23 protein-coding genes and 3 pseudogenes are annotated in these 26,749 nt (G+C 68.9%); 11 read left to right on the top strand and 15 right to left on the bottom strand.

Annotation, left to right across the window (positions count from 1 at the left end):
* Nucleotides 1–179 precede the first annotated feature (179 nt).
* From OG331_RS01600 to OG331_RS01570, 7 genes are read right to left on the bottom strand one after another with little or no spacing between them, the layout of a single operon-like run.
* Complete coding sequence (locus tag OG331_RS01600; protein ID WP_406190911.1) at nucleotides 180–1,337, bottom strand: C40 family peptidase; 1,158 nt, start codon at nucleotides 1,335–1,337, stop codon at nucleotides 180–182.
* Nucleotides 1,334–4,150, bottom strand: coding sequence for a hypothetical protein (locus OG331_RS01595; protein WP_406190908.1), 2,817 nt, complete (start codon nucleotides 4,148–4,150; stop codon nucleotides 1,334–1,336). The genes OG331_RS01600 and OG331_RS01595 overlap by 4 nt, the downstream gene beginning before the upstream one ends.
* 1 nt (nucleotide 4,151) lies before the next feature.
* Entirely contained in the window at nucleotides 4,152–4,502 is a 351-nt protein-coding gene (locus OG331_RS01590; protein ID WP_406190905.1) for a hypothetical protein, read from the bottom strand.
* Nucleotides 4,499–7,180, bottom strand: coding sequence for an ATP-binding protein (locus OG331_RS01585; RefSeq protein WP_406190903.1), 2,682 nt, complete (start codon nucleotides 7,178–7,180; stop codon nucleotides 4,499–4,501). The genes OG331_RS01590 and OG331_RS01585 overlap by 4 nt, the downstream gene beginning before the upstream one ends.
* Complete coding sequence (locus tag OG331_RS01580) at nucleotides 7,177–7,758, bottom strand: hypothetical protein (RefSeq protein WP_406190900.1); 582 nt, start codon at nucleotides 7,756–7,758, stop codon at nucleotides 7,177–7,179. Before OG331_RS01580 ends, OG331_RS01585 begins: the two co-directional genes overlap by 4 nt.
* Nucleotides 7,755–8,096: a hypothetical protein gene (locus OG331_RS01575; RefSeq protein WP_406190897.1), complete on the bottom strand. Its 342-nt coding sequence runs from the start codon at nucleotides 8,094–8,096 to the stop codon at nucleotides 7,755–7,757. Before OG331_RS01575 ends, OG331_RS01580 begins: the two co-directional genes overlap by 4 nt.
* Nucleotides 8,093–9,028: a conjugal transfer protein gene (locus tag OG331_RS01570; RefSeq protein ID WP_406190893.1), complete on the bottom strand. Its 936-nt coding sequence runs from the start codon at nucleotides 9,026–9,028 to the stop codon at nucleotides 8,093–8,095. Before OG331_RS01570 ends, OG331_RS01575 begins: the two co-directional genes overlap by 4 nt.
* Before the next feature lie 750 nt (nucleotides 9,029–9,778).
* On the opposite strand from OG331_RS01570, the gene OG331_RS01565 reads away from it, so the two are divergent.
* From OG331_RS01565 to OG331_RS01550, 4 genes are all read left to right on the top strand, one after another.
* Nucleotides 9,779–11,194: a hypothetical protein gene (locus OG331_RS01565; RefSeq protein WP_406190890.1), complete on the top strand. Its 1,416-nt coding sequence runs from the start codon at nucleotides 9,779–9,781 to the stop codon at nucleotides 11,192–11,194.
* On the top strand, nucleotides 11,191–12,636 hold the full coding sequence (locus OG331_RS01560; protein ID WP_406190888.1) for a hypothetical protein: 1,446 nt from the start codon (nucleotides 11,191–11,193) through the stop codon (nucleotides 12,634–12,636). The genes OG331_RS01565 and OG331_RS01560 overlap by 4 nt, the downstream gene beginning before the upstream one ends.
* A gap of 577 nt (nucleotides 12,637–13,213) precedes the next feature.
* A complete protein-coding gene (locus OG331_RS01555; protein WP_406190885.1) occupies nucleotides 13,214–13,483 on the top strand; it encodes a hypothetical protein in 270 nt (89 codons plus the stop codon).
* A gap of 8 nt (nucleotides 13,484–13,491) precedes the next feature.
* Nucleotides 13,492–13,734, top strand: a complete 243-nt coding sequence (locus OG331_RS01550; protein ID WP_406190881.1) for a hypothetical protein — start codon at nucleotides 13,492–13,494, stop codon at nucleotides 13,732–13,734.
* Between the two features lie 493 nt (nucleotides 13,735–14,227).
* Here the strand turns inward: OG331_RS01550 and OG331_RS01545 are convergent, their stop codons facing one another.
* Nucleotides 14,228–15,430, bottom strand: a complete 1,203-nt coding sequence (locus tag OG331_RS01545; protein WP_406190878.1) for a hypothetical protein — start codon at nucleotides 15,428–15,430, stop codon at nucleotides 14,228–14,230.
* A gap of 375 nt (nucleotides 15,431–15,805) precedes the next feature.
* Here OG331_RS01545 and OG331_RS01540 point away from each other — a divergent pair.
* Nucleotides 15,806–16,479, top strand: a pseudogene (locus OG331_RS01540) (class I SAM-dependent methyltransferase).
* Between the two features lie 83 nt (nucleotides 16,480–16,562).
* On the opposite strand, the gene OG331_RS01535 reads toward OG331_RS01540, so the two are convergent.
* Both OG331_RS01535 and OG331_RS01530 read right to left on the bottom strand, forming a co-directional pair.
* Complete coding sequence (locus OG331_RS01535; RefSeq protein ID WP_406190874.1) at nucleotides 16,563–17,126, bottom strand: transposase; 564 nt, start codon at nucleotides 17,124–17,126, stop codon at nucleotides 16,563–16,565.
* 106 nt (nucleotides 17,127–17,232) lie between these two features.
* Nucleotides 17,233–17,703 (bottom strand): helix-turn-helix domain-containing protein, encoded by a 471-nt coding sequence (locus tag OG331_RS01530; RefSeq protein WP_406190871.1) that lies wholly within the window; start codon nucleotides 17,701–17,703, stop codon nucleotides 17,233–17,235.
* Nucleotides 17,704–18,221: 518 nt separating this feature from the next.
* On the opposite strand from OG331_RS01530, the gene OG331_RS01525 reads away from it, so the two are divergent.
* The 5 genes and pseudogenes from OG331_RS01525 (at nucleotide 18,222) to OG331_RS01505 (ending at nucleotide 21,588) form a co-directional block, all read left to right on the top strand.
* Complete coding sequence (locus OG331_RS01525; RefSeq protein WP_406190868.1) at nucleotides 18,222–18,755, top strand: hypothetical protein; 534 nt, start codon at nucleotides 18,222–18,224, stop codon at nucleotides 18,753–18,755.
* A gap of 84 nt (nucleotides 18,756–18,839) precedes the next feature.
* Entirely contained in the window at nucleotides 18,840–19,127 is a 288-nt protein-coding gene (locus tag OG331_RS01520; protein ID WP_030596003.1) for a transposase, read from the top strand.
* An 11-nt stretch (nucleotides 19,128–19,138) separates the two neighbouring features.
* Nucleotides 19,139–20,041 (top strand): annotated as a pseudogene (locus OG331_RS01515) (IS3 family transposase); the annotation flags it as partial.
* A gap of 201 nt (nucleotides 20,042–20,242) precedes the next feature.
* Nucleotides 20,243–21,187, top strand: coding sequence for a hypothetical protein (locus tag OG331_RS01510; RefSeq protein WP_406190864.1), 945 nt, complete (start codon nucleotides 20,243–20,245; stop codon nucleotides 21,185–21,187).
* A complete protein-coding gene (locus OG331_RS01505) occupies nucleotides 21,187–21,588 on the top strand; it encodes a hypothetical protein (RefSeq protein ID WP_406190860.1) in 402 nt (133 codons plus the stop codon). The genes OG331_RS01510 and OG331_RS01505 overlap by 1 nt, the downstream gene beginning before the upstream one ends.
* A gap of 243 nt (nucleotides 21,589–21,831) precedes the next feature.
* Here the strand turns inward: OG331_RS01505 and OG331_RS01500 are convergent, their stop codons facing one another.
* From OG331_RS01500 to OG331_RS01490, 3 genes are read right to left on the bottom strand one after another with little or no spacing between them, the layout of a single operon-like run.
* Nucleotides 21,832–21,966 (bottom strand): hypothetical protein, encoded by a 135-nt coding sequence (locus tag OG331_RS01500; protein WP_406190857.1) that lies wholly within the window; start codon nucleotides 21,964–21,966, stop codon nucleotides 21,832–21,834.
* A gap of 21 nt (nucleotides 21,967–21,987) precedes the next feature.
* Nucleotides 21,988–22,365, bottom strand: a complete 378-nt coding sequence (locus tag OG331_RS01495) for an AAA family ATPase (protein ID WP_406190854.1) — start codon at nucleotides 22,363–22,365, stop codon at nucleotides 21,988–21,990.
* A complete protein-coding gene (locus OG331_RS01490) occupies nucleotides 22,362–22,763 on the bottom strand; it encodes a PolC-type DNA polymerase III (protein ID WP_406190851.1) in 402 nt (133 codons plus the stop codon). Before OG331_RS01490 ends, OG331_RS01495 begins: the two co-directional genes overlap by 4 nt.
* Before the next feature lie 147 nt (nucleotides 22,764–22,910).
* Here OG331_RS01490 and OG331_RS01485 point away from each other — a divergent pair.
* Nucleotides 22,911–24,116, top strand: a pseudogene (locus OG331_RS01485) (IS256 family transposase); the annotation flags it as partial.
* Nucleotides 24,117–24,746: 630 nt separating this feature from the next.
* Here OG331_RS01485 and OG331_RS01480 read toward each other — a convergent pair.
* Nucleotides 24,747–25,790 carry a hypothetical protein gene (locus tag OG331_RS01480; RefSeq protein ID WP_406190848.1) on the bottom strand — a complete coding sequence of 348 codons (1,044 nt, stop codon included), beginning with the start codon at nucleotides 25,788–25,790 and terminating at the stop codon, nucleotides 24,747–24,749.
* A 121-nt stretch (nucleotides 25,791–25,911) separates the two neighbouring features.
* Nucleotides 25,912–26,742 (bottom strand): thiopeptide-type bacteriocin biosynthesis protein, encoded by an 831-nt coding sequence (locus OG331_RS01475; RefSeq protein ID WP_406190845.1) that lies wholly within the window; start codon nucleotides 26,740–26,742, stop codon nucleotides 25,912–25,914.
* Nucleotides 26,743–26,749 lie beyond the last annotated feature (7 nt).

Genomic DNA, 26,749 nt, shown 5'->3' with positions numbered 1-26,749 from the left:
GCAGGTTCCGATTTGACTTGTCGTCTGGCGCTCGGCTGACCTGCCCGTTCGCGTGGCTTTCCACGAGACTTGTCGGCGGAATCGTCCAGCGAACTTGTCGGATTCTTCAGCCGAGAGCGCCTGTTCGCGCTCTGCTGACAGATCCCTCGGACAGTCGACCTGCAGGTTTGGGGTGGAGGTCACAGCAGGCGCGCCCCTCCCGCGTATCCGGACATCGCGTTGACCGAGTGGAGACGCACCACGCTGCCCGGGCGGGGCGCGTTGACCATCTGCCCGTCGCCCACGTAGATCCCGACGTGGTAGATCGTGGAATCGCGTCCGGGGGTGTAGGCGTAGAAGACGAGGTCGCCCTCCTTGAGGGCGCCTGTGCCGAGGCTCGCGGGGATGCGCCGGCCGACCCCGGCCTGCGCGGCCGCGGTACGCGGCAGCTGAATGCCGGCCTTGGCGTAGGCGTAGGTGGTCAGCCCCGAGCAGTCGAAGCCCTTGATCGTTGTGCCGCTCTTCCCGCTGGGCGAGCAGCAGATCCCATAGGACATGCCGTCGGCGTTGCCGCCGCCCCATGAGTACGGGACTCCCTGCTGGGAGAGCGCCGCCTCGAGGACGGTGCGGACCTTGCCCGTGGCGTTCTTCAGGTCCGGGTTCTTGGCGGCCGCGGTGTACTGGTCGATCCATCCGAGCACGTTGGCGACGTACTCGCCTGAGCGGTTGTACTGGAAGACCGCGGACTTGAGCTGGGTGCGCATGGTCAGATCGCGGCCGCTGCCGCACAGGTAGATCGCGGCGCCGAGCGCGGCGTCTTCGGCGTTGTGGGGGTCGACGGCTTTGTCCCCGTTCGCGTCTTGCCCGACGCCTTCCCAGGTTGAGGGCAGGAACTGGAAGGGGCCGACGGCACGTTCCGCGGTCGTGGTGCCGTCCCAGCGGCCGTCGTCGGTGTCCGGGAGGACCGTGGTGTTTCCGCCGGCGCCGGAGCCGTTGAGGAGAACCCCGTAGATCTTCGGGCGGATGTCCCCGCCTGCGGCGATGTTCCGGCCGACGGCGTGGTTGGACTCGACCTTGGCGATCCCGGCGAGTACCGGCCAGCGCATCCCCCGGCACTTCGGCACATGCTTCACAACCTGCTGGACGGCCTTCTTGTAGGCGGTGAGCATGCGTGGCGAGATGTCCGCGACTGCGCCGCCTTCGGCGATCCCGCCGTCTCCGGCGCCGGGCGCACCTGTCTTCAGCGCGACGTACGCGCTGATCGCGTTCCCGACCGGAGCCGCGCAGCACACGGCGGCGAACAGCAGCAGCACGACTACGCATCCCCAGCGGCCTATGCGGCGACGGGCACGCCTCATGTGCTGCCACCGCCCTCGTCCGCCTCCCGGCCAGAGTCCTCACTGTGCCGCTGCCACCAGTCCCAGAAGCTGGCATCGGCGGGGTCCGGGTTGTCCGGGTCCGGGTCGTAGGGGTGTCGGTCGTCGGGTGGTTGCGGGGCTCGCGCCTGCTGGCGCAGTCGCTCGGCTGCGGGCTCGGTACGCCGCTTCAGCTCCTCAAAGCGGGTACGCGCCGCCTCCCGCGTACTGTTGCTCGCGCCGCCGCCGCCGGCCAGGACCGGCCCGGCCGGGCTCGCCGGACGCCGGGACATACCGCCCCCCAACCGCGTCGGTGACGCGGGCGCGGCGGCGGGCGCAGCGCTGCTGTCTCCGGCCGACGATCTGGGCTCATCGGGCCGTGGGGGAGTGGCCGGTGGCATGGTGCGGGCCGGGCCCCTGGAGGATCCGGTCGGCCCCGGAGCCGGTGTCGGGCGGGTGGGCAGGCGACGGCTGACGGCGCGGGACACCTGAGTGCCTGTCTCGGCCCAGGCCCGGGAGTCCTCGCTCAGGGTGTTGCCCCACACCCGTACTTGCTGGCGGGCGTCGTGCGCGTAGCGCGAGCCGCTGGTCCGGGCCCTGCGGGCGTTTGCCGGCAAGCCTGCCGTCGCCCCGTATGCGGTGCGGGCCCCGCGGTTGAGGATGCGGTAGCCGCGCAGGCGCACCAGGCGGTTGTGGGCGCGGGTGGACAGCAGGGTGCGGTCGGTGTTCTGGTCGTGCAGGACCTGGCCGGAGGTGCGGTCGACTATGCGGCCGTCCTCGTCGCGGTAGCGGTCGGGCGGGCCCCCTGGCCGACGCGGCCCGGGTCCGCCGAACCCGCCGCCGTCCGACGGGCCTTGCGTGTCCGGGTCGCCGTCGGCGGTGGGCTTGCGCCACTTCGCCAGCTGCTCCCTGTCCGGGCGGCGGCCGATCAGCAGCCAGTGCGCGGTTTTCGCGCCGAGCCGTGCCCCGAGTCCGCCCGTGGCGGCCGCGGCGGTGAGCGGGGCGAGGCCACGGCCGGCTTCGGCGGTGGCATCGGCAAGGACGCCACCGGTGTCCACCGGCATGCCTGTCCCGTCGGTCAGGGAGGTGAGTGCGCCCATCAGCCGCTGCCGGGTTCCGAGCAGCCCGAACCGGCCGCCACCCCCACTGGTGAAGGCACGCAGGCCGCCGCCGTAACCTCCCCTCGCCGTCGGGGAGTTCATGGCGAGGGCGGCTCCGAGGTCGGAGGTGTCGCCGGGCATGTGGGTGCCGCCGATCTTGGCGTATCGCATCCGCATGGCCATGCGGTGGCCGAAGGATGTGATCCCGGTCAGCATGCGGCGGTGTCCGGCTGCCCCGGCGATGGCCAGGACGTCGATGAGCAGGATCCGTTCGACCATCAGGTCGGGCCCGTCGGTGATGGTGGCGTCGACGGCGATGCCGAAGAACGGCACGAAGGCGCAGATCCCGACCATGGCCAGGATCGCGATGCCCCAGATCGACAGCCACTTCCACACCGACTGGCGGGCGGGACCGGGCAGCATGCCCGCGACGAAGGTGACGCCCCCGACGGCAGCCGCTGCGGCGCAGACGCCCTGGGTGCCGAGCAGCACGATGGCGCTGGACAGCAGCATGCCGCAGATGAACAGCGCGGCGATCAGCAGCAGTCCGGCGCCGCCGACCCGCCACCAGGTGGGCTCTTGCGCGTAGGCGGCACACGCCTTGCCGACGTCGCCGGCCTTCTTCATGTCCTGGAGGAAGGCAGAGAACTCGCGGTCCTCGTCGGTGACGATCGCGCTTGAGGCATCCAGCAGTTCGCCGCCGGGAGTGAGGGCCGGCAGGCCGTCGCCGCTTCCGTCAGCGTCGGAAACGCCTTCCACGTGGCCGCGTTCGCAGTACTGCTTGGCCGGACCGTAGACCAGGCTGCAGGCGTCCTTTCCTTCGTCGGTGACGCGGGCGTTGCCTGCCTTGTAGCCGCCGGTGACCCATTTCAGGTGGACGGCATAGGCCTTGAGGTCGGACTTCCTGGCGGGGTCGAGGATGCGCCCGTACTGCAGCAGCATGTACGGCTTGACGATTAACGCGTTGGTAACCGAGTCCTGGAGGGGACGGGCCACATCAATTGAGGAGACCGGTTCCTCGCCCTCCCGTTCCAGGCACTTGATCTCGGCGTTGCCCGCCAGGCCAGCGCACGGGTCAAGGCTGGCGAGTTTGCCGCCCCAGTCGTAGGAGTTGACGCTCTGCTGCGCCACCTCTGCGGCCACCTGCTGCGACTGCCCCAGCGGCCCGTTGGGGCCGAGAAGGGTGTCGGGACGGATAAGAGCCGAGGCGGCGATCGCCCCGATGAGCAGGGTCAGGCACATTTCGCCCAGGCCGCGGCTGACTCGCCCGCGCACGATCATGAACCCGGTGAAGACGAACGCCCACGCGAGCAGCAGACCCTTCAGCCCGAGGGTGTCGACCACCGCAGTGTCGTAGGTGTCGGCGACCTTCTGCGCGGGGCGGACAAGGATTTTCAGCAGGGGGAAGCGGAAGGCCATCTCGATCGCCCACCCGGCCAGGCCGACCAGTAGCCGGATCAGGGTGAAAATCCCGGACAGGGCGAAGGCCAGGGCCTGCGTCTTGAAGGCGATGATGGATCCGCCCTGGGCGTTCAGCTCGTACCCGTTGATCGGCACGCCCTCGGACGAGTAGATGTTCAGCGGCGCGAGGAGGTCACCGGTCTCGCTATTGCTGCCGGCCGCGTACACGACCTGGCTGTTCACCATGACGAACACGCTGGTGAGCAGCACGACGAAGCTGGCTGTGCGGAGCGTTGCGCCCTCTGGGCGGAGCATGTCAGCGCCGCCCTCGCCCTGTCGGCTTGGACCGGCGCCAGATGACGAGCACGCCGAGGGCCGCCGTTGCAGGAACAAGCCGCCACACGGCGCGGTCATCACGGGCCTGTGCTGTGTGGGTGGTTGTGGTGCCGCGCTCGCAGTAGTCCTTGGCCGGGCCCACGATCAGGTCGCACGGATCGTCGTGCCGGTCACCGGTCGCAGCGAACGCTGCTCCGGCCCGCGGCCACCATGCCTCGGGCAGGCTGACCATGAACGTCATGAGCACAAGCCCTGCCGCGACGGCGGTTCCTGTGATGATGCCGGCGGCCGCGGCGAGGCGCCGTGAGCGGCTGGAGGAGATGGCTGTCATCGAAGGTCCTTCGGATGGTCACCAACACCAGCACTAGCGAGCGGCGCGGACGCGGGCGTCGTGGTCCGGTGGCCCGGGGTGGTGGTGATGGACGAGGCGATGCGGGCAATGCGGGGGATGACGACCTTGATGCGGCCGGTGTTCTGCCGGGGCCCGGTGATCAGGAACTCGCCTTCGCGGCCCTTGCGGCCGACGGGGGACAGACCGGTGGTCACCAGCCGCAGCAGCTCGCCGTCGCTCGGGTCGAGGCCAACGAACTCCAGGCCGCGGCGGGCACGTTCGCGGTCGGCGGTGCGGGCGAGCGCGCGGTAGGCCATCAGGCCGCGGTCGGGGCCGAGTTCCTCGGCGTCGTGGGAGGCAGCAAGCAGTCCGGCGCCGTGCTTGCGGCCGTCGTGGAGGATTTCGTGGATCAGCGCGGTGCCCTCGGCGGACGAGGTCAGCCAGTACAGCTCGTCCGCTACCACGGCGGTGAACCGGTTCGGGTCCTCGAACGCGGTCTGCCGTGCGATCGCTGCGATGAGGTAGAGCACCGCACGGCCGATCAGTGCCTCCAACGGCTGCTGGTGCAGGACCTCCGGGTTGCCGAACGCGGCCTTCGGCGGCAGCTTCAGACCCGCCGTCGTGATCACGATCATGTCGGAGGTGCTGGAGGCATCCAGGTGCACCGGCGCCAGCGTGGGGTCGAACACCATCCGCGCCAGGGAGTTGGTGGCGACCACGCGGACGAGACCGGCGAGGGTGGCGGCCGCGTCTTGCCGCTTTCCCACTTCGCTCTTGGCCATCTCCTCGAGGACCTGAAGCACACAGTGCATGGACGGCTGCGGGCTGGCGGCGGCCTGTTCGACGGCGTGGTGGAGGACTTCGCCGTTCGTGCTCATCGGCCCGATCCCGAGCTGCAGGGTGAGATAGGACAGGGCGTAGTGGCGGCCTTCAGGTCCGTCGAACATGCGCAGCGGGTCGATGGAGACTTCGGCCTGGGCGGCGTCGATGATCTGGACGCGGCCCTTGGCTGCGGTGAGGGCGAAGGCGGCCCACTCGCGTACGGGGGTGCGGTCGATGCAGATGGCGCAGCCGCCGCGCGCCCAGACCGCTTCCGCGATGAGCTTCTGCAGCACGCTCTTTCCCGCGCCGAGATCGCCGACGATGCCCATGGAGGCGGAGGCGTCGACCTTGGGAGCGTCGGCCACGTTGATCATGACGGGGCGGGTGGTGCCGCTGTCCAGGTCGATGCCGAGGAACATGCCGTTCGGGTCGCCGACCTCCGAGGCGGTGAAGGCCCCGCCCAATGCCCAGTCTTCGGAGATCTGATGTTGGGTGAACTCCCGTACAACCCCGGGCCTTGTTGTGCCGGTCAGGCCGAGGGTGAACAGAGCCTCCTGGAGGCCGGCCGGGCGCACCGCGCGGTAGTCGGCGCCACCCAGCAGCGCGGCCAGGGCGCGGGCACGGGCGTCGCAGACGGCCGCGGTCTGCCCCCACACCGTCAGCACGGTCACCGACTGCACCTCGACCTCCACGCTGGTGCGGGACAGGCGGGCGTCCAGCTCGGCCAGATCGCGGGCGGCGTCGGTCAGGGAGGCAGGCATGCCGGTGGGGCGGGCGTCGTACTGGTCCGCCTGGTCGATCAACTCGTTCTTCTTACGCCGCACTTGATCGCGGGCCTTCTCCGCAGGCACCAGCGCAAGATCGACCGCGTAGTCGACGGGAAAGTCGAGCATCTCGAGCTGAGCAAACAGATCGGCGGCATCCTGACTGACCGCGGGCGGGCACTCGGCCAAAGCGAGCTGCGCCTGGTAGCCCACCCCGGCGTCGGATTCAACCTGCAGCCAGCGCCGCCCGAGCGGCGAGCCGCTGTTCACCCGCCACCACGCGTTGCGCCCGGACCGCGTGATCCGGCCGGAGCTCTTGAGCTCGTCGACGTCGTCCAGGCCGGGGTCGATACCGCCTTCCTGCAGGCGTACCTGGCCGAGGTCGGCGTAGCTGGGGGAGCGCAGCACCCCGCCCCGCACGTGCCCGCCGTACAGTTCGCTGGTTTCGGCTTCCGCCAGCAGTGGCTCTGCCAGGCCGCGGTGCAGGGCGTGCTGGATCATCCACACGATCTCCGCCGGGCGGGCCGGGCGCAACGCGATCCCGCCGGCGAGCGCGGCCTCCACCCGGGAGGCCTGCTCGCGGTAGGCGGCCACCTCCCGCTGCGCCACCGGCGCGGGCCGCATGCCCAGCACCGGGGACAGCTCCGCCCACGCCGCGCCGAGGGCGGCCGATACCTGCAGGCCGCCTGTCTCGGTCTGCAGCGGCACCGCCAGCCACAGGGTACGGCGGTGCATCTCCTGGTCGTCCAGCAGATCCAGGGTCGCCTCGACGTTCTCCACCCACGGGTGCCGGCCCGTGCCCGGTTCCGTGGCGGCCGGTTCGATGCCCTCGATCATCCTGAGGGCGACCTCGCCGGGATCAACCTGCGCGCACAGCCCGAACAGCCGCGGCGCCCCGGACAGAGAGCGCACCAAATGTGTGATCTTGGCGAGATGTTCGTCGCGGACCGCGGCGGGCACGACGGTGCCCTGAACGGTCTCCTCATGCTGCCCTTCCGTGTCCGGGCCCGGGTGCAGTCGGTAGACGGCCCACACGCTGCCGTGCGATGACCAGACCAGGTGCCCGCAGATGTGACGGACCGGAACTCTCACCGCGCACCCCCGCTTTGCTCGGCGAGAGCGAGGAGCTGCTGAACACCCGACACCGGCCCCACCGGCGCCGCGGGAGCAGCCGGCTCCTTGCGGTGCCATGTGGCCGAGCGGCTGGCGGCCGGATTCGGGTGCGGCGACCGGCCGATACGCGGCCGCAGCACAGGGGACGGTGTGGCTGCCAAAGCGGGGACGGGCGCGTCCTCGATCGTGAAGCCGCCGATCAGCGGCTGGGGAGCCCGGTCGCGGGCGGCACGTCCGCCGATGCGGCCTCCCTGGGGCTGCCACAGCAGCAGCGCCCAGCCCAGCGCCGCCTGCAGCGGGGCACGGCCGGCGATCTTCGGACGGCGGACCGCCCAGACCGCCAGCAGCCAGGCCGCGATCGGGATCGGCCCCAGCACCGACCACCAGTTGATCGTCTTGACCAGGAGGAAGCCGCCGCCGACGGCGACCGCGATCTGCGCAGGCGTGTACGGGCCGAGGGGGATCTTCCAGTCCGCGACCTTCCCCAGCACCCAGGGATGGCGACGGGCGGCGGTGTAGAAACGCCCCGTCCGGCCCGCGGCCGCCGCGCCGCTCACAGCCAGCCTCCGACGCCAGTGGAGTGCTCACGTACGGCGGGGTCAGAACTGTGCACCATGCCGGGGACAGCTGGCGCGCCCTTGGCAGGGTTCTTGACCTCGTCCTCGAACATGACCGCCAGGTCCTCGCGGGAGTTGTACAACCCCAACGCGATGATCATCAGCAGCAGGGCGCCGATTCCCGCCTTGAGGCTGAACTTCTGGATCATGATGACGACGACGAGCACAAGCAGACCGGCCTGCAGGCCCTTGGTCGCCCAGTCCCTGAGCATGTTGATCCAGCCATCTCCGAGGTCGTCCAGCTGACCGGCGAGGAACACGCTGTTCACCGTGGTCACCGCGCACCCCCGTCCAGGACCGTCCCGGACTCGAGCGCCGAGACTTCCCAGCGGCCCGAGCGGGCCGTGAGCGCGAGCTCGTAACCCAGCGGCCACCGCCCGCCGGTGTCCCGGGCTTCCACCTGAGCGAGGACACGGACCTTCGTGCCGTCGGCCGGCACCTGCTCCGCGGCCGCGGCCTCCTCGACGGCGGACACCTGCCGCACCGTGACCGCCGCGTACGGGGCGGGGGAGACAGGCGACAGGCTCACCTCGGGGGCGAGGTAGCGGTCCACCTCGCCGGCACCGCTCAGATACGCGGCAAGGAACTCCCCGACTGCAGCCGACAGATCACTCTCCGGGACACTCACGCTGTACGACGACTTCGGCACCTCGGCCCGATCCGGACCCGCCACCACGCCAGGTGCACCGGTCACGGCGAACGATGCGCCCGCGCTGTCGGCGGACACGGGCACGGCGTAGTACGCCACTGCGCCGTCGGCGTACTGCGCAGCCACCGTCACCGACCACGCGCCGTCTGCGCGCTGCGCGCTGCGCACCGCCGTCACCGACGCCGGCGTCGCCTGCGCATCCGCGGCCGGGTCGGGCAGTTCGACATCCGGAGCCATCGACTGCGCAACCCGCGACTGCGCACTCGTCGCATCGTCCGCACTGCTGCGCAGCCACGCGTGGACGAACAGCTGCGCATAGCCGGCCGGATCGGCGCCGGCCGCCGTGGTGCGCACGTCGGCGGTGGGCTTGGGCGGGGTGGCCGCCTCGACCGTGGTCGGGGCGGAGGCGAGGGCGACACCCAGAGCGATCGGGCCGGCCCCGATGACGGTCCAGACCGCCAGGCGCGACAGACGCACTCGGCGTCGCATCGCCTCCAGTCGGGCCCCTGCCGCCATCGGGGCAGCTGTCTTGCGCTCCGAGGCCTGCTTGCCAGGAGACATGGTCAAACTCCCAGGTCAGAACGAATGTTGCTGACCTTGAGAAAACCCGCGGGCCCCGACCGGACCACCGACCATGGACCCCCGACCACGGTCACGATGGGGACACGAAGTCCATGGTCGGGGTCATGGTCGGCCCGACCATGACCCCGACCATGGGGTAGCCGCGCGGGTGGGGGCGGCGCATCCTGGTCCGCCGGAAGTCCCCCACCAGTGACAGCTACGGGCCTACCGGCCGCCCGGCCGCCCGGCCGCCGGGCCCGCGCACCAGTGCGCAGACGGTTGCCACGGGCGACCGCGGCAGTGCCTGCGCAGTGCGGCAACCGGACCTGCGCACGAGAAGAGCGGCAAGCCTCGGGTGGACTGCGCAGTCGCATGGCGGCGATCGACTGCGCACGCTCCTCGACCGGTTGCGCAGACCCGTTGTGCACCGCCCGTCCGGTGATGCGCAATCGGGCGGCGCACCCTGCGCACGCCGGAGCTGAAGGCGCGTGGCCGGCCCGACCACGAGCCCGACCACGGTAGACAGAGGGCTGCGTTGCCGGATCGTGACCGATGGTGGGGCCTGGTGGCCGTCCTCCTGGTCGGGGTCGGCAAGTGAGCTGACGGCATGGAACACACGTACGCATCCACGCTCAGGACTACTGGCCGCCCCGCCTCGGCGAGCCCGGAGTGCCGCCGTGGCCACCGTACCCGCCTGGCGCCAGGGGCACGTTGGTGAGCGGGTTCGGGGCGGGGATCCGCCGGAGCGTGATGGCGGCTGATCAGTTCACCCAAGTCGCCAACGCCTTGTTCCGCGACTCCCAGCTGTCGTTTAAAGCGAAGGGGATCTTCGGATACGTCAGTACGCACCGAAACGGCTGGCAGGTGAAGATCGCCGATCTCGTCCACCTCGGTCCGGACGGACGGGAGGCGGTCCGTACCGGGCTGAGGGAGTTGGAGGCGCGCGGCTACCTGATCCGTGAGCGCCTGCGCCGGCCGGACGGCACCCTCGGCGAGATCGTCTACGGCATCTCGGACCGCCCGGCCACCCTGGACATCGCGGTGGGCGAGGCCGACTTGATGATCGCGGCCTCCGATGTCGGGCATGGCGGCGGTTTCGGGGCGGGGATCCGCCGGGGCGTGATGGCGGCCGACTCCTTCACCCAAGTCGCCAACGCGCTGTTCCGAACCACCGAACTGTCGTTCAAGGCCAAGGGGCTGTTCGGGCTGCTCTCCACACACAGGGAGGGCTGGCGGATGACCGTCACCGACATCGCCCGAAGCGGCCACGACGGAGAGTCAGCCGTCAAGAGCGGGCTGAAGGAACTTCAAAGACACGGCTTCCTCGTCCGGGAACGCGAGCGCGAGGTCGACGGAACCCTCGGCGCGGCCGCCTACTTCATCACCGACCTACCCGCTCTACAAAACAGCAGGTCGCAGCCAGGGTCGGGTTTTCCACCAGTGGATGAGCCTACGTTGGCTGATCGGCCCACTAAGAACAACAACCTAAAGAAGACCACTCAGCAGAACACCAGACCCGTCCGTCCGTGCCGCCGCAGCGAATCGCCGCGAGCCCCTGGACGGACCGGCCGGCCGGATACGCCGACGACTCCAACCCCTGCGCCCGAGGCCGATGAGATGCACCCCGGGATCCGGCTGCTGCTGTCGATCGGGACGGCCCACCCTGAACTCCTGCTGACAGGACAGGCGCTCACCGATCAAGGCCGTGTCGTGACCGTGATGCTGGAAGCCGGCTGGAGCGCCGAGCAACTGCGGCACGTCATCGCCGGCCGGCCCCTGCCGCATCCGGTGCGCACGACGGTCGGCGCGATCGTCGCCGCCCGCCTGCGCACCGCCCAGGCCTACGCGCCGCCCGCCGTCACGGCCGCCTACCCCAACGAGCCCGTGCCCGTGCCGGACGACTCGATGCCGTTGTCGACCACCCCCTCAAGCGGGCCTGCACGCACGGTCAGCGAGGCCCTGACCTACCGGGCCCACACCGAATGCGCCGGCTGCGGCGTCCCCACAACCGCCCCCGGCGAGGACCTCTGCCCGACCTGCCTCGGCTGGCCGCCATGCCGCACCTGCCCGGGACCGACACCCCGCCGCGCCCACCCAGACGGCGACGGCAGCTGCACCACGTGCGCCTCCACGTTCATCGACCACCTGGAAGGAAGCACCCCGTGACGCAAAAGCCCCGCACCACGCCGCCGACCGCGCACCACCAACGCCCCTTCACCCGCGACCCGGGCCGGTGGGAGAAGGAAAGCAGCCGCGCCCTGCGCGCCGGCCACGTCCGCAACGGCACGTGCTCGGCCGCGTGCCAGCCCGTGCTCGTGCACGAACGCACCTCGTGGGGCTGGCTCGCCTGGACCGTCCCCGGCGACGGCACGCCGCCCGAACTGCCTGTGCAGATCGGCGTCCTCGCCCCGGAGGCGACACGGACGCAGCGGCTGGCCGCGCGCTGGCTACTCAGGCGTCCCGCGCACCGCATCGCCCTGGCCCCCGCAAGCCGCGTATCTCTGAGGTTCACCACGACGGCCGTTGCGGCTATCGCCCTCGTCGCCGCCCTGTACGCACCGAGCCGCGGCATCCCCGTCGGCCTGGTACTGCTCGCCCCACTGCTCACCGAGCACCTGCCCGACCGGCTCGACGAGCGGGCGGGCGAGTACGTCCGCAGCGTCGAAGGTGATGCCGCTTGCCGGTACCTCCAGCGCCTGGCCGACCTGCACACCGGCCTTGTCGACGCTGCCGCCGGCAGCGACCGCTACGCACTGCTGCGCTCGGCCGAGATGGGCCACCACCTGCTGTGGGACGCCGCCGACCTGCTGCAGGCTTATGCCCAGGACACCCGCCTGGTCTCGGCGCAACTGATCGACCGGGAGCGGCTGATGGTCCAGCTCGCCAACCAAGTCGCCCGAGATCTCGAGCGCATCCGCGCCAGGCCGGCATCCGGCCAGGCCGGCCAACCTCACGGGGATGAAGGCGCGCTGGGTCCGCTTCCACCTGGCTTCGAGCGAGTGACGCCGTCGAGACCAGAGTCCGCCCACTGCACTTCACCGCTGAAGGGATCCCGAACCATGGCCAAGGCCCAGTCCGACGATTCAGTCCGCGCCACCGATGTATATCTGCTCTTCGCGCACGAGCTGTACTACCCGGGCGAGGACGCCCACGAGATCAACACCAGCGTGGTCGCCGCTGCCTCCCTTCTCCACCCCAAGGTGCACCAGCCCGACGGCGCCCGGATCCACGAGCGCCTCACCCAGGGACGCAGGCCGGGTGAGATTGTCCCGCTGGCCACCCTCACCCACGAACTGGACGGCGGTGCGCAGTGGCCGTACGTCGGGGACTGGGAGAAAGTCACCACCGACCTCGTCCGGCTCGTCCGCACCGCACAGTGCGACGCCCTCAGCCTCGGCCTGCCTGAAATCGCCCGCGCCCTCATCTGCACCGGCCCGAACAACCACGTGCGCACTCTCGACACCGCAGCCGGCCAGAGCCTCACCTACGGCCCGAAGGAACGCGCCGCTGTCCTTGCGGAGATCGACACCTATCTCGCTTGCCTCGTCGCGGAACAGGATCTGTGGCCAGGCGATGACCTGCTGCCTCCGCTCTTCCGCCACCCGTAGGGCTGTGTGGGAGCGGTTCGGAACGACCAGCTCGTCAGGAAGTCCCGCCATAGGAAGCCGTGAAGTCGGTCCGGAGCGCCGTCCCGCCGCTCGGTCGGGCCGTGTCTCCGGGGCCGTTCCGCGCCTGACGTGAGTCTCTTAACGCTGACGGGCACTCCAGCTCCGTGCTGGTGAGTACAGCGGCGGGCACCTCGGCACCTGCAGGATCACGTATGTCCCAGAGCGCCGAGCTACTTTTTGAAGTAGTGAAAAGCGCCTGCTTTGAGTAGCGCTCAGTGGAGTATGGTTGGGGCATGGCCACGGACACGGAACTCATCGCGCGGGCTGCGCTCGCCCACCTGCGAACCGTTGGCGCGGCCGAACCTGACCTCGCTCGGTCGCGTGTGGTCACCGGACCGACCGGCACGCGGTACGCCGCCCTGGCCAGCTCCTTGGGCGTCGTGCTCGTTGTCTACCGGTTCGATCCCTCCGGCGGTCAGCTCCGCGCCCTCAAGGGCGTCCCGGAACCCGTGCGAAGTGCCTACGCTGACCCGACACGGCAGCAGCCTGACCCGCCCCGCGAAGGGAAGCGTCACTCATGACCGCTCAGTCCGTACCCTCCGCACCCGGCCCCGGTCGTATCCCCCGCACGCAGGACGCCGTTGCCGCTGCCCTCTCGCCTGCACAACGCATGGAGTTCTACCGGCAGATGGGCGAAGCCACAGACGATACGATCGGTGCCGTCCTGCGCCGGTGGTGGACCCTGGTCCAGGTCGCATCCGACCCGGTCACCGCCCGCACCGCCGCCGCCGTCCAGGCCAAAACTGCACCCGGACGCGGAGCCGCCTCCGTCCTGCGCGAGCGGTAGGAGGGCCGTTGACCCGCGACGGCCCTCAGTATGATTACAGCGGCCCCGACGACGAAGACCCGCTTATCCTTTCCCCGGCCATGCATCAGGCCATCGGCGCCAAGGCGCCGGTTGGCCTCTTCAATGCCGTGAGCGTTGCCATGGCCGCACTGATCGAGGTGCTGGAACTCGGCATCATGCCGCCCGACGCGATGCCCATCCCTGGCGTCCCCGGCGCCTACCTGTACCCGTGCCGAACGACTTCGGCATGATCGAATACCACGACACCCAGACCCCAAGGGGCGACCGGCGTACTACCTCGCGCGCATCGTCAGCCCCGACGACTTCCTGAACGATCTCTGACCTTGCTCCTGGTGGAGCGGTGAGTCCTGACAGCTCTGACGGTGGCGTGGCCGGAGAACTGCACTTGGACCACCCTGGACCACATCGACGGCTTCGTTCAGGGTGTGCCACGCATGGTGGGACACCTGGTGCGGATGACACGTGGCGTCGGCCCGCCAGGGAGCTGCGGTGCTGGACCTGCAACTGGCCCTTGTCCTCATGGTTGTGCGTTTCAAACCGTCGCGTGCTTTCCAGAAGGGCAGTTGGAGCGGATGCCCCCTCCGACTGCCACGGGCCTGTTCTCCCGGGCCTTCGATCAGGGCGGGGGACCATGGTCATCGCGGAGAGTGATGAGGCCGGGGTGGTTGGTTATTGGCGTCCATGTCCGAGAGGGCGGAGCCCCAGGGTGGCAGGAGCCGCGGGTCAGCGGCGGCTGGCGGCGGCGAGTTCGGTTAGCCGGTTGCCGATCACTGAGACGCCGGGGCGGGGCTCGCGCTCGTAGAACTCCGCCTTTCGGCGTCGCAGCCAGGCTTCACCGTGCTCGGTCCAGGTGAAGGCGGGTTTGCGCAGGACCTTGCTGATCACGGTGTCGACGGTGTCGGGGTGGGCTTCGGCGAGGCGTTGGAAGGGCAGTGGGGAGATGGAGGTGTCGCGGACGTAGCTGCGTAGCTGGTCGGTGTGGCGGCGGCTGGAGGTGAGGGCGGGGTTGGCGTAGAGGGCGTCGAGCAGGCCGTAGTCGCGGTAGAGGTTCATGCCCTCGGTGGCGTCGTAGATGATGCCGACGGTGTCCGCTGCTTGGAGGTCCTCGGGGAGCTGGAAAGACAGGTGCGAGGGGAAGGGCTCGGCGGGGTCGTGGTTGCCCGTTGCGGTGCGGGTGGTCAGCCAGCGGTGCCGGTGGAAGGCGTCGAGCCGTTCCTGGGCTTCGGCTGGGGGCAGCACCACCTGGTCCGCGCCGAAGCAGGCGATGAACGCTTCCCGGTCCCGGTGCATCTGCTCCCAGCCCTGGGCGATCTTGTCCGGGTTGCGGAAGACGAGCGCAGGATGTTCCGCGGCTGTCTCCAGGGCGATCTGCGCGATCTGGGGGCCGTCGGCCTTGCGGTAGGACGCGATGCCGCCGGAGACGAGCCAGGCCCCCGGATACGGGGCGATGGGCACGAGCCGACCGATGACGAAACCGCCTTTGGACATGCCGCGGAAGACTTTGCGGCCCATGTTGGAGTAGGTCCGGTACTCCAGTTCGTCGATGAGGTTCAGCAGTACCAGCGCATCACCGTCCCTGGCCCGGATCTCGAACAGGCCCTCGACCACATCTCTCCAGCCCAGCAGCATCTTCCGCTCCACCGGGGACAGGTCCTTTCGGGCGTCCGCGTACCGCTCCACCGGGGTGCGTCCGTCGGGCAGACGGTGCTGCAGCGCGAACTGGTCGATCACGCTGATGGTGGTGCTCTCCTCCAGCGACCGGTCTGCTCCTGCCGCCTCCAGCAAGGCCGCGGTCAGTTTCCGGTCGAACCGCGGCCCTTGAACGTACTGGACCAGCCCCCGCTTCAGATCGGCGCTGCGTTCGATGAGCTCGCCGAGTGACAGCGGTCGGTCCTGGGCGGTCGGCAGTTGAGCCGAGTCGGTCACGCTGGTCCCTCCATGGTGCGTACTGTGAGTCACGATACCGACGCGGCGCGTACCGGTTGACCGATACTCGGAAAACGCGCCCCTGTCCCAGCCTGGCCGAGCCGCACCCGTTCTGAGTGGGCGCTTAGCGCCTGGGCAGTTGCATGGATGACAGTGCAAGCCGTCCTTGCTGATCGCGGCGAGGGGGGTGCGAGAGCCTCCCGGGCTTCTGTCTGTTCGGTGGAGAGGTGAAATCTCCGAGATGGACCGGTCCCAGCTGAAGAAGTGGGCAGAGCAAACGCATTCCTACGCACGCGGGAGCTGAAGTCGCGTGGAGGTGCGCGGCGCGGGGCAGCGCGGTCGTGGTCACTGAGGAGCGAACGCTGTGGAACGGCGTTGGGGAATAAACACGGCCGTAACCGTGCCGCCAACGACCGCGACGTTCCGGACTCGTTCTACTGAACCTGGGAGCAAGACGCCGGCCCCGGCACGGAGGCCCTGGGCGAGTTGAGCGGGGCGTGCGTGGGAGACCTCGGCGCGGGCTCAGCCCGGCACGCCGCGCACCTGGCGACCCGTCACCGGCCGGCCCAGGTCATCGCCGTGGACTCCTCACCCGCCCAGACCGAGATGGCCACCGACCTGTTCGGCCACCTGGCTCCGCGCCTTCGGATCGTCGACTCCGATGTGGTCGCCCACTTGCAGGCGTTGGACGGTACCTATGACGTCCTGTATTCGGTGTTCGGGGCGGTCGACTTCACCGATCCGCGGGAGCTGCTACCGGCAGCGGCCAGGCGCTGCGGCCCGGAGGCCGTCTGGTGTTCTCAACGCTGGCCTACTATCTGTCGGGGGAGCGCCAGCGCAGCCGGACGTGGTGGCCGGGAACGTCGGCGTGAGGACGCCGGACGGTGAACCGACCACGATGCCCCCGCTGGGTGTTGGAGGAGCAGGTGTGGGTGAAGCTCCTCGACCAGTCCGGGTTCACGGACATCGGTGTGGAGGTGTGGCCGGCTACGAGTGACGGGCCGCGCACGGCGGCCACGCTGCTGGTCGGGGCGCGACGCTCTGCGTGAGTGTCTACGGCCGCGGGTGCCTTCCGAACTCGTCAACCACGACCACGGCGGGTAGTCGGGACACGACTAGTAGACTGTCGTGGCTAATTCTTGGGATAAAGGTGGCGCAGTTTGATGCGTGCGTCATGGGTGGTGAACTGCCAGTCCACTTGGCGTTGGTGGGTGTTGGTGGCGTTCTGCCAGGCCGAGAGTTCGGTGTTGAGTGTGTCGAGGTCGCCGATCCGGCGGTCGAGGCATTGCCGGGTCAGCGCGGAGAGTTCGATCTCGGCGATGTTGAGCCAGGAGCCGTGTTTGGGTGTGTGGTGGATCTCGAGGCGCTGGGCCGGGGCGAAGGCCTCTTGTGGTTCGAATGCCTCGTACAGGGAGGCGATGGTGTGGGTGTTGAGGTTGTCCATCACCAGCACCACGGTCGCGGCGTCGGGGTGGTCCACGGTCAGTAGCTGCTTGACCTGGCCGGCCCAGTCGATCCGGGTCCGCCGGGTCAGTGCCTGAACTCGACGCCGTCCGCGCAGGGGTTCGGTCCATACGAAGACGGAGCAGGTGCCGCAGCGGATGTACTCGCTGTCCTGGCACGCGTCGCGGCCGGGCCGGGCCCGTGGGGGTCGCGGACATGGGTGAGGAGCTGGTAGGGCTTCTCGTCCATGCACACCACCGGACGCGCCGGGTCATAGGGCCGGGCATAGACGGCCAGTACGTCCTCCATGCGCGCCGCGAACTCGGCGTTCGCTCGGGGCGGGATGGTCCAGCACTTCTTCAGGTGAGGACGCAGTTCCGTTTTTTTAAGACCCGGCCGATGGTGGAGTGGTCCAGATCGGGGATGTCGTCGACGAGTGCCACGTGCTTCTCCAGTAGCCGCAAGGACCACCGCGCATGGCCCGGGGGCGGCTGGGAGCACGCCATCGCGATCAGTCGGGCTTCGACCTCGCCGGTCACCGGCGAGGGCACCGGCGGCAGGTCGCGTTTCTTCCGTGCGATCGTGGCGTGAACATCGCCACCGGTCTCGGTGAAGCGCTTGGCGACCAGCCGCAATGTCTCACCAGAGACACCGAGCCGGGTCGCGATCACCTCCTTGGAGTCCACCTCACCCACCGAGGTGTCCAGCGCGAGCAACACCCGCGCACGCATGATCATCGAGGCTCTGCGCACACCCGTCGTGGTCACCCGGACCAGCTCCTCGCGATCCCGCGCAGTCAACCTGACCGGATACTTCTTCTGCGAACCCATGACAACAACCCTGTCCGGTAAGGAGGAAAGACCCTGTCGTCACGAACATCCCAGCCAGAAACACCATAGCTAAGCAGCGACACGCTACTAGCGGCCGAGACTGCCGAGCCAGCGCCATCCCTGATCCCGCAGCGGCGTCCACTGTGCGGGTGCGGGGAGCGGACTGGATGGCCGGCGGATTCACCGCAGGTCGTGCCGCGTTCATTGACTTTCGAAGCCTGTGTTGAGAGAAAAGCCGAACCACTTCTCGTACCTGCTGCCGAGTGTGCTGAGGGGGCAGAATTCGGTCAACTCTCTGCTCGCCAAGACGGTTGCGCTCTTTGTCGCGTTTGCGATCTGGCGCTTCCCGGATTTCGGCGTGAAGATGCCCGCCGTACCGGCGAACGGGGGGCGGGATGGGGTTCGGGTGGGGCCTGCGTGAGCGGCCACGTGCGGCGGAGGACGTGGTCCAGGGGCCGGCGGTTCCGGTTCAACCAGCTCCTGCTGCCTCTGCTGAGGTGGATCCGACCGCGTCGGAGGTGACCGGGTTGCTGTGTCAGGCCGTTTACGCGCGGCCTGACCGGGTCAAGTCTGCCAAGGCGTGGTGGCAAAGGATCCGCGGCAAGGACAAGGCGCCGGACAAACCCCGCCGCAGCACGCGCAGGCGCATCTACCTGGAGGGCAGCGACGACTGCCCGCCCTTGGGCGAGGCTATGGCGCAGTGGGTTTTGGATCATGTCCTGCACGGGCCGCCCGTGCCCGTGCCGTCGTACGGATTCGACCTCATGCCGGTGGTCGCACACAGTCTGCGTGCACGGCGGCGAAGGTGGCTCCGGTGGGTTGGCCTGTTGCTCGTGGCCGCTGGCGTGACCTATGCGACACCCCGGGCTGCGGCTGTGTGGGGTGGGGTCTTCCTGGTGGCTTTGGTGATGCGGTGGGCTGCGCTGCGTGCGCACCGGAAGGCGAAGAGGTCATGGTTGGCGACCTCTCCTCGGTCGGCGTACCTCGTGCTGTGCGTGCCGTGGGTGCTCGCTGTGGTTCCCTTCCGGCCGGTCGACGGCGAGTTCATCTGAAGCTCCCCCCTTGACCTGGACAGCCTGATACTGGGACGGAAGGTCCCGGAGGAAGCAGTCAAGGTAGTGAGCAAGAAGAGCAACATGAGCAAGCGGTACACGGCCGAGTTCAAACGCGACGCTGTCGCGCTGGCGCTGTCGTCGGACAAGACGGTCACCGAGGTCGCCCGGGACCTGGGGGTGAGCCCGGAGGGTCTGCGTGGCTGGGTGAAGCAGGCCAAGGTCGACCGGGGCGAGGGGCCTGCCGGGACTCTGACCAGCGCCGAGCGGGAAGAACTCGCCCAGCTGCGGCGTAAGGTCCGCGAGCTGGAGAAGACGGTCGACATCCTGGGAAAAGCGACCGCCTTCTTCGCGCAGGACAAGATGAGGTAGACACCGCCACGCGGTGCCGCTTCATCGACGCGGAGAAGACATCGAACGACAATCACGCAGGTCACAGCGTTGCGCTGCTGTGCCGTGCGCTCGGAGTGCCGCGCTCTACCTACTACGCGCACCGGGCGGCCGAGTCAGCGCGCCGGGTCGCGCGGCGCGAGGAGGAACGCCTGGTGGACGAGATCCGAGTGCTCCACGCCGGATCGCGCGGCGCCTACGGGGCCCCGCGGATCCACGCCGCCCTGCGGCGGGCCGGGCGGGCGGTGAACCCGAAGAGGGTCGAGCGGCTGATGCGCAAGTACCGGATCGTCGGGATCACCCGCCGCCGGCGTCGGGGCCTGACCAGACAGGCCAGGCGGGCGGTGTTCACCGCCGACCTGATCGGCCGGGACTTCACCGCCCCCCGTCCCGGGATGCGGCTGGTCGGTGACATGACCGAACTCGTCACACTGGAAGGGAAGTTGTATCTGGCGACCTGCATCGATCTCGCGACGCGGGAGGTGATCGGCTGGGCGATGGCCGACCACCACCGTGCCGAGCTGCCGGTCGTCGCCCTGCGGATGGCGGCCGGACGCGGCGGTCTGGAGGACGGCTGCATCATGCACACCGACCGCGGCAGCGAATACACGAGTGATGAATTCCGCACCGAGATACGCAAGTTGCGCATGCGACAGTCGATGGGACGTGTCGGCTCTTGTTACGATAACGCTGCTGCGGAAAGCTGGTTCGCCGTCCTCAAAGCGGAGATCGGAACCACCGTCTGGGAGACCCGCGAGGCCGCCCGGGCCGACGTCTTCCGCTACATCGAGATCGAGTACAACCGCAGCCGACTTCGCAGACACCCCGAGTACGGGTACGTCACCCCACTCGAAACGAGAACCTTGCTCAGGCAAGACCTCACCCCCGCAGCGTAAACACCCGCTGTCCAGGACCCGGGGGGAACTTCAATCGGCCTCCGGGTTGGTCTTCTGCTGTTGCCCTTCGCGTTGTTGGCCGGTGTCGCGCTGGTGTGTGCCGGGGACCGGCTCGTGGCCCGGGCTGCCCTTGGCGGGATCATGCGCGAAGGAGTCGCGCCCGGCCGGTCGCCTTGGGCGGCCGCGAAGGGCGGGCGCCGGATGGCACAGATCGGCCGGGAACAGACATGGCAGGAGCTGCCGTACGACCATCCGGAGCGTTTTGTCGGAGCCGGGCGCGACGTATGGGGTGCCGCAGACATCGGTATCCCGCTCAAGCCCAGAGACCCAGAGGAGTCGGTCAAGCCGTTCGGTGAATGGGAACTGCTGCGCAGAATAGGCGCCGCTCTCCGAGAACTGGGGCGCGGAGCGAGGGAGATCACCGATCCGCTGCCCGGGTTCTCGGTCACAGAGGTGCAGGCTCTGCCGGCAGCGCTGTGGCTCCAACGCACTCGCGCGGCCAAGCTGGAAGTACCCGACCTGCGGGGACGGGGGCGCCGGTCCCCGTCCAGCATGCCGGACCGGCTGTACTTGCGCGCGCAGTGCGTCAGCTGGGACGGACAGGTCGTGGTCAGCGTGTTCGTGCACGCTGCGCTGGAAGCCGGAGAACTGCGGCTGACCATCCGGCCACAGGTGATCACGCCGGTGTACAACGAGCTGCGGGTCGCTGGCACGCCGGTCGCCAAGCGTGGGCCCCGTCTACTCGGCTGGCTCGTGGCCCAATCGATACTGGACGCGGTCGCGGGGCCGGTCACGCTGTGGCGGTACGTGACGCGGCTCGGGCTCGGTGGACAGCGTGCGGAGGCCAGGGCCGAGGAGAAGGACCCGGTCAGCCTGCGTGATCGGTACTCATCCGAGGAAGTCATCGACATGCACCAGAGCGATGATGCCAAGCGGCACGTCGTGCTGATGCAGACCTGCATCTTCCGGACCGTCTCCGAGTACCTCGAAGAAGTGGGCGTCGACACCGCCCCGTATGAGCGCCAGGTCGCCGCGGTCATCACCAACATTCAGGTCTACGGCGACAACAACGCGCCCATCCAGAACGTCGCGGGCAGCGACATCCGCGGGGTGGGCCAGAGTAACGGCACCCAGGGAGGCAAGTGATGATCTTCGAGCGCGGTCGCCGCGAAGAGGAGCAGGGGCGAGGTTCGGGCATCAGTATCGGTGGCAGTAACAACGCCCCCAACCAGAACGTCGTGGGGCAGAACATTTCCAACGTGTACCAGTCCGCGTCCGTCCAGGGCGCCGTCGACATTGAGATCGTACGTGGCCTCCTCACCTCCTTCCGCACCGACGTGGAGCAGAACGAGACAGGTCTAGCCAACGCGGCAGTGCTGCTGGCCATGACGGATTCCGTCGACACCTCGCTGGGCGCGACTGACCCTCAGGCGCAGGCTGGTGCCTTGAGGGGAGTCGCCCAAGCCCTGCCCGCCTTGGTGGCCGGCACCGCGGTTCAACAGGGCGGGCAGGCGCTTGCCAACGCCCTTTCGTCATGGGTGAGTTGAAAGGAGCCGCTCCCTCGCGGCCACTGGGATCCGGGATGAACCGTTCCGGCTGCCGACGTCAACGCGCAGATAAGACGCCGGGACGCCCGGCGCAGGTAGGCGTGCAAGGCCGGGGCTTGGACCGCTGTGGTTGGGATGGTGCGAGCTCCCCGCACCCGCGGGGATGTTCCCCCGCAGGTCCGCCATGCGTTCCGAGCCGGGACACGGTCTTCTCGGCGATGGCGATGGTGCCTGTGGGCGAACTTATACCAGCGCCTCTTTCAAGCAGCGCTGAACGGCGACGTCGACGGCGTGAGCCTGGCTGTCGGGGTCGACGAGCTTGCGGTAGCGGGGGTCGTAGTCGTGGCTGGTGTCGACGGGTACTTCCTCGTCGAGCACGGTGGCGAACAGCAGGTCGTACTACGGCAGTTGTGTGGCGGCGAGTGCCAGCAGGCGTTCACGCTCCAGTCGGGGGACGGTTTCCCCGCGGCACTCCAGCGCGGCGTGCCAGTAGGCGAGCGCGTCGTAGGAGGCACGGTCGGCGAGGACGACTTCGGCGCCCAGGGTGACGGCGCTGATCTCGTTGGCGATGCCTTGCGTGATGATCCACTCGGTGGACCGCTCCGTGTGGCTGCATCTTCGGCAGCCCGGCCTCCGCCGCCCGCTTGCCGAGCCGACCGTGTGGGCCACGGTAAGGCCGTGCCCGCGCAGCTCCATCTCGATGCGCTTGACCAGCGTCGTCTTGCCGGTGGAGTGCGTGCCGAGCACGCCGATCCGGATGGGCTGTGAATGGGTCACCACAGGGTCGGGTCCTTTTCTGGGTCGGGGGCGCCGGGCAGGCCGGGCGGCACGGCCGCTGCGACCAGTTGGCCCCAGGTCTCGTAACGGGAGGCCATGGCGATGAGGAGCTGTGCCGTGGCGAAGGCGTCGAACGTGGCCCGATGCCGCTGCGCGGGGGCCTCGCTCAGGTCGGGCCTCACGTGCTCGATGAGAGCGTCCAAGCTGTACCTGTCCAGGTCCGGATAGGTGGCCTTGGCGAGCCGGAGAGTGTCCAGCACGCCGACGGGCTGCCAGCTCGGGAGGTGCGCGCTCAGCACGCGGTAGTCGGTATGGGCGCTGTGCGCGCAGATCCATGCCGTGCCCATGAAGGTATGCACCTGGCCCGCGATCTCCGCCCACGCTGGCTTGTCTGCCAAGTCAGATGGCGTCCCTTGTTGTGGTGTAGCCGATCAATGTGAGGGTGTGCGCCTGGGGGCGTACGGCCGCCTGGATTGCGCTCCCTGCCTGGCAGACGGCCACCATGCAATTCTCCCTGGTAGAAGGCCAATTCGACCAGGAGGTGCATGGTGGCCCTGTCCCAGCATGACTTACTTCGGCTGCTGGAGTCACTGCGTTCGGCGGACGGGCTCGAACTCGTCCGTTCCGTGGCCGAGCGGATGCTGCAGGAGCTGATCGAGGCCGAGGCGACGTCGAGGATCGGTGCGCAGTGGAACGAGCAGACCGAGACACGCACCGCGCTGCGCAATGGGCACCGCGACAAGACGCTGACCACGCAGGCCGGTGACCTGGACCTGGCGATACCTAAGCTACGCGCGGGCAGCTTCTTCCCGAGCCTGCTGGAACGACGCCGCCGCATCGACCAGGCCCTCTTCGCGGTCATCATGGAGGCGTACGTTCACGGCGTGTCCACACGATCGGTCGACGAGCTGGTCAAGGCGCTTGGTGCGGACAGCGGGATCTCCAAGAGCGAGGTCTCCCGGATCTGCTCCGACCTGGACATTCAGCTGACGGCGTTCCGTGGCCGGCCCCTGGACCACGTCCGCTTCCCCTACATCTACCTGGACGCCACCTACTGCAAGGCGCGGGTCGCCCACCAGATCGTCTCGCGTGCCGTGGTGATCGCCACCGGCATCACCGAGGACGGCGGCCGCGAGGTACTGGGCGTGATGGTCGGCGACAGCGAGACCGAAGTGTTCTGGACCCAGTTCCTGCGTTCCTTGCGTGAACGCGGCCTGGGCGGTGTCCGGCTCGTGCTCGGTGACCACCACGCGGGCCTGGTCAAGGCGATCCGCAAGGTCATGCTCGGCGCGGCCTACCAGCGCTGCCGGGTCCATTTCCTGCGCAACGTGTTCAGCGTGATCAGCAAGGACTCAGCGGAGATGGTTGCTGCGACCATTCGCACCATCTTCGCCCAGCCCACCGCCGATGCGGTCCGCACCCAGCTGGACACCGTCGCCGACATGCTCGGCACACAGTTCCCCAAGGTCAAGGAGATGCTGCTGGAGGCGAAGAGCGACCTGACCGCCTTCGCCGTATTCCCCGAACGACATTGGAAGAAGATCCAGTCCACCAACCCGCTGGAGCGGATCAACCGCGAAATCAAACGCCGCACCGACGTCGTCCAGGTCTTCCCGAACGACGACGCACTCCTGCGACTGGTCACCGCCGTGCTCTTCGAACTCCACGACGAATGGATCGCCTTCCCCCGCCGCTACCTGCCCGAGGGAAGCATGGACACGATCTACCCCGCCGAGCGCCCCGAAAGCGCCCCGCACTACCCAACACCACCAACACGACCACCGGATGATCGGCTACACCACAAGAAGGGACACGACCCCAAGTCATCGTTGGACAGGCCGTGCACCCGGGTCGCGAAGGAGGTGACCGGGCGGTTCGGGCGCGTCAGCCACGCCTTCGCGGTGCTCTTGTCGGGGTGGCCGTCCCTGATGGGCAGTGCGGCCACCTCGACGAGGTCGGGCGGAGCGGTTCCGTTGCCTTCGACGTCGACGACGAGCAGCGCAGGCCAGGTGCTGAAGTTCATGCGGGGTCGGGTCCGTTCTCCGCCTCCCAGCCGATCCGGGCTCGGCCGTGCTGGCGGTAGTGGTGGGGCTTGGCGCGGTCGTGGCACTGGTAGCCGAACCCGTGCTGCAGGTAGTAGCGGGGCGGCTCGTCCAGTCCCTTAACGACGATGGCACGGTCGTTCACCTCAACATCGCCGACCGCCCCGAGGGCGCGCCTCGCGCTCGACGACCGTCAAGTCCGGCTTCACCCAGGCTTTTCTTACAAGGACATCCCCGCAGGACGGGGAGCAGGAAGGGGGGCAAGGTTTCACGACGGCCGGTCACGTGTGGAGGGCCCGTCGCGGATCACTGCTGGGTTGGCCTGAGTGATCACTCTGTTCACAGTGCGGAGCGTGGCCGGGCGGTCAGTTGTGACACCTTCTGTTCAAGATCGCTCTGCTTCGTTCGTGTGATCCCGCTCCGGGTGGCGAGGCTCCGGCGTATCGTGCGGTCACTCATACGCAAGGCCGCCGCGAGTTGGGCACTCAGTTCCCCAGGAAGCTCCCCCGCTTCGAGTGCGCAGTCGCGCAGAAGGGCATAGCAGTCTTCTGCCTCTCGGTCGGTGGCGAGTGCCGTGAAGAGCGGGTGTGCCAGGGTTTCTCGGGCGGCGTAGCCGTCGGCGGTTTTCATCGTCCGACGGTGCAGTTCTGCAGCCACCAGGCGCGCCGCTGGGTCTTCGGCTGAATCGATCAGCTCCAACGCCGTGAGTCCGAGCCGCGTGTTGAAGACGGCCATGCCGTCCGGGTCCAGGCGTTCGAGGTAGGCGGCCACCAGGTCCTGGAGCGCGCGCCGCCAGGGACGCCCCGATATGCGCTGGCATAGGACGGTCAGGCAGTGCGTGACAGCCTTCTCCCATGACTCTCCGGGCACTGTATGTGCCAGGAGGCTGCTGGCGTGGAGGGTGTTTCCGCTTGTGAGTGCGGCGAGGACGGCAACTTGGCGGCCGTCGAGCATGCGCTGTCCGACACCGTGGTGCATTTCGGCGTGGGCGAGCGCTTCGGCCCACCGGCCAGCACTGGTCAGGGCGCGTGTGCCGTCGGCGAGGAGGACGCTCCACAGCCAGGCGCGGACCTCGTGGCGGTCTTCGGCCGTCTTGGTGAGGCCGGCCGGTATGGAGATGTCCTCGACGTGAGTGGGGGAGTCGGTACTGACCGCGTCGAACAATGTCAGGAGGAGTTGATGACCCTCGTGGGCCTGGCCGGCGCGGATGTGTAGGCGCGCGAGGTTAACGGCCGGTTCAAGTGCGCGGATCGCGGCCCTGCCGGTTAAGGGGGCGGCCTGTAGGTAGGCGGCGGCGTGCTGGTGGCACATGGCGCGGGCGGTGTCCGGCTCTCCGGCATCGGAGGCTATCAATGCGGCCTGGTTGTAGACCACGGAGGCCATGGTCGAGTCGTTCCGCCTTGCTGCGATGTCGGCGGCTTCGGCCAGGTCACGTACTCGTTGGTGCAGGGAGCGGCAGGCCGGACGAGGACGAGCAACGAGGGGGAAGCGCTGGGCAACGGAGTCAGGGAGTTTCCACACGGTCTGTGGCGCTCCTCTCGGCGGTGGGGTCGGGGCCGAAGATGACGGACTTGGTGGCGGCCACGAGGGTGGCCTGCGTGGCGTAGGGCAGGCCGATCCGGTTCCAGGCGAAGAGCACGTGATGGGCCAGGACGTCACGCAGGCCGCGGCGCAGCTGCCCCGAGTTGGCGAGGTGGGCCAGTTCTTTTCCGGCGTCTGTATAGGCGCTTGCCCATTCGGCGGCGTGGGCCAGCGGTCCACCCGCGCGCGTCATGTCCTCTCCGTTCACGGAGAGCAGTCGGTGCACGGCGCGGTGCAGGCGGTGTTGGTTGGCTTGTCCGGTATCGGCGGGCAGTGCGCGGTGCGCGCCGACGCGTGCCCAGACGTCGCCCTGCTCGTACCAGTCCAGTCCGGCGGAACGCATCATGAGGCTGCACAGCATCAGGGAGGTCTCGCGTCGATGTTCGCCGGCGTCGCTCCGGAGAAAATCGACGAGGCACCGGCTGTCGCGGTGGAAGAGACGGTGGGCGGACGCCATGGCTTCGGCTCCGCCGAAGGCGTGGACCTCGGGTTCGTAGATGCTCTCCGTCCACGCTGTGATGTCCCCCTCGGCGATCAGCACGCCAAGGCCCTGGCCGATGCGGTCCAGCCCGCCGGCAGCGGACGCGTAGCGCACGCGCCAACAGGGGCGCTTACGGATGATGAACCACGAGGTGAGGGCGCCTTCGTCCTCGGCCGTGAGCAGGAGCGGGGCGAGTCGGGCCAAGGCTATGGTCTCGGCGCGTTCCCAGTTTGGGAACGCCACGTTGGCCTGGCACCAGGTCGATGAGTTCATGAGGCGG

The organism is Streptomyces sp. NBC_01017 (assembly GCF_045162795.1).
In the GTDB taxonomy this organism is placed as follows: domain Bacteria; phylum Actinomycetota; class Actinomycetes; order Streptomycetales; family Streptomycetaceae; genus Streptomyces; species Streptomyces machairae.
The sequence above is the reverse complement of the archived record's forward strand: the minus strand, read 5'-3'. Positions and strand labels throughout refer to the sequence as shown.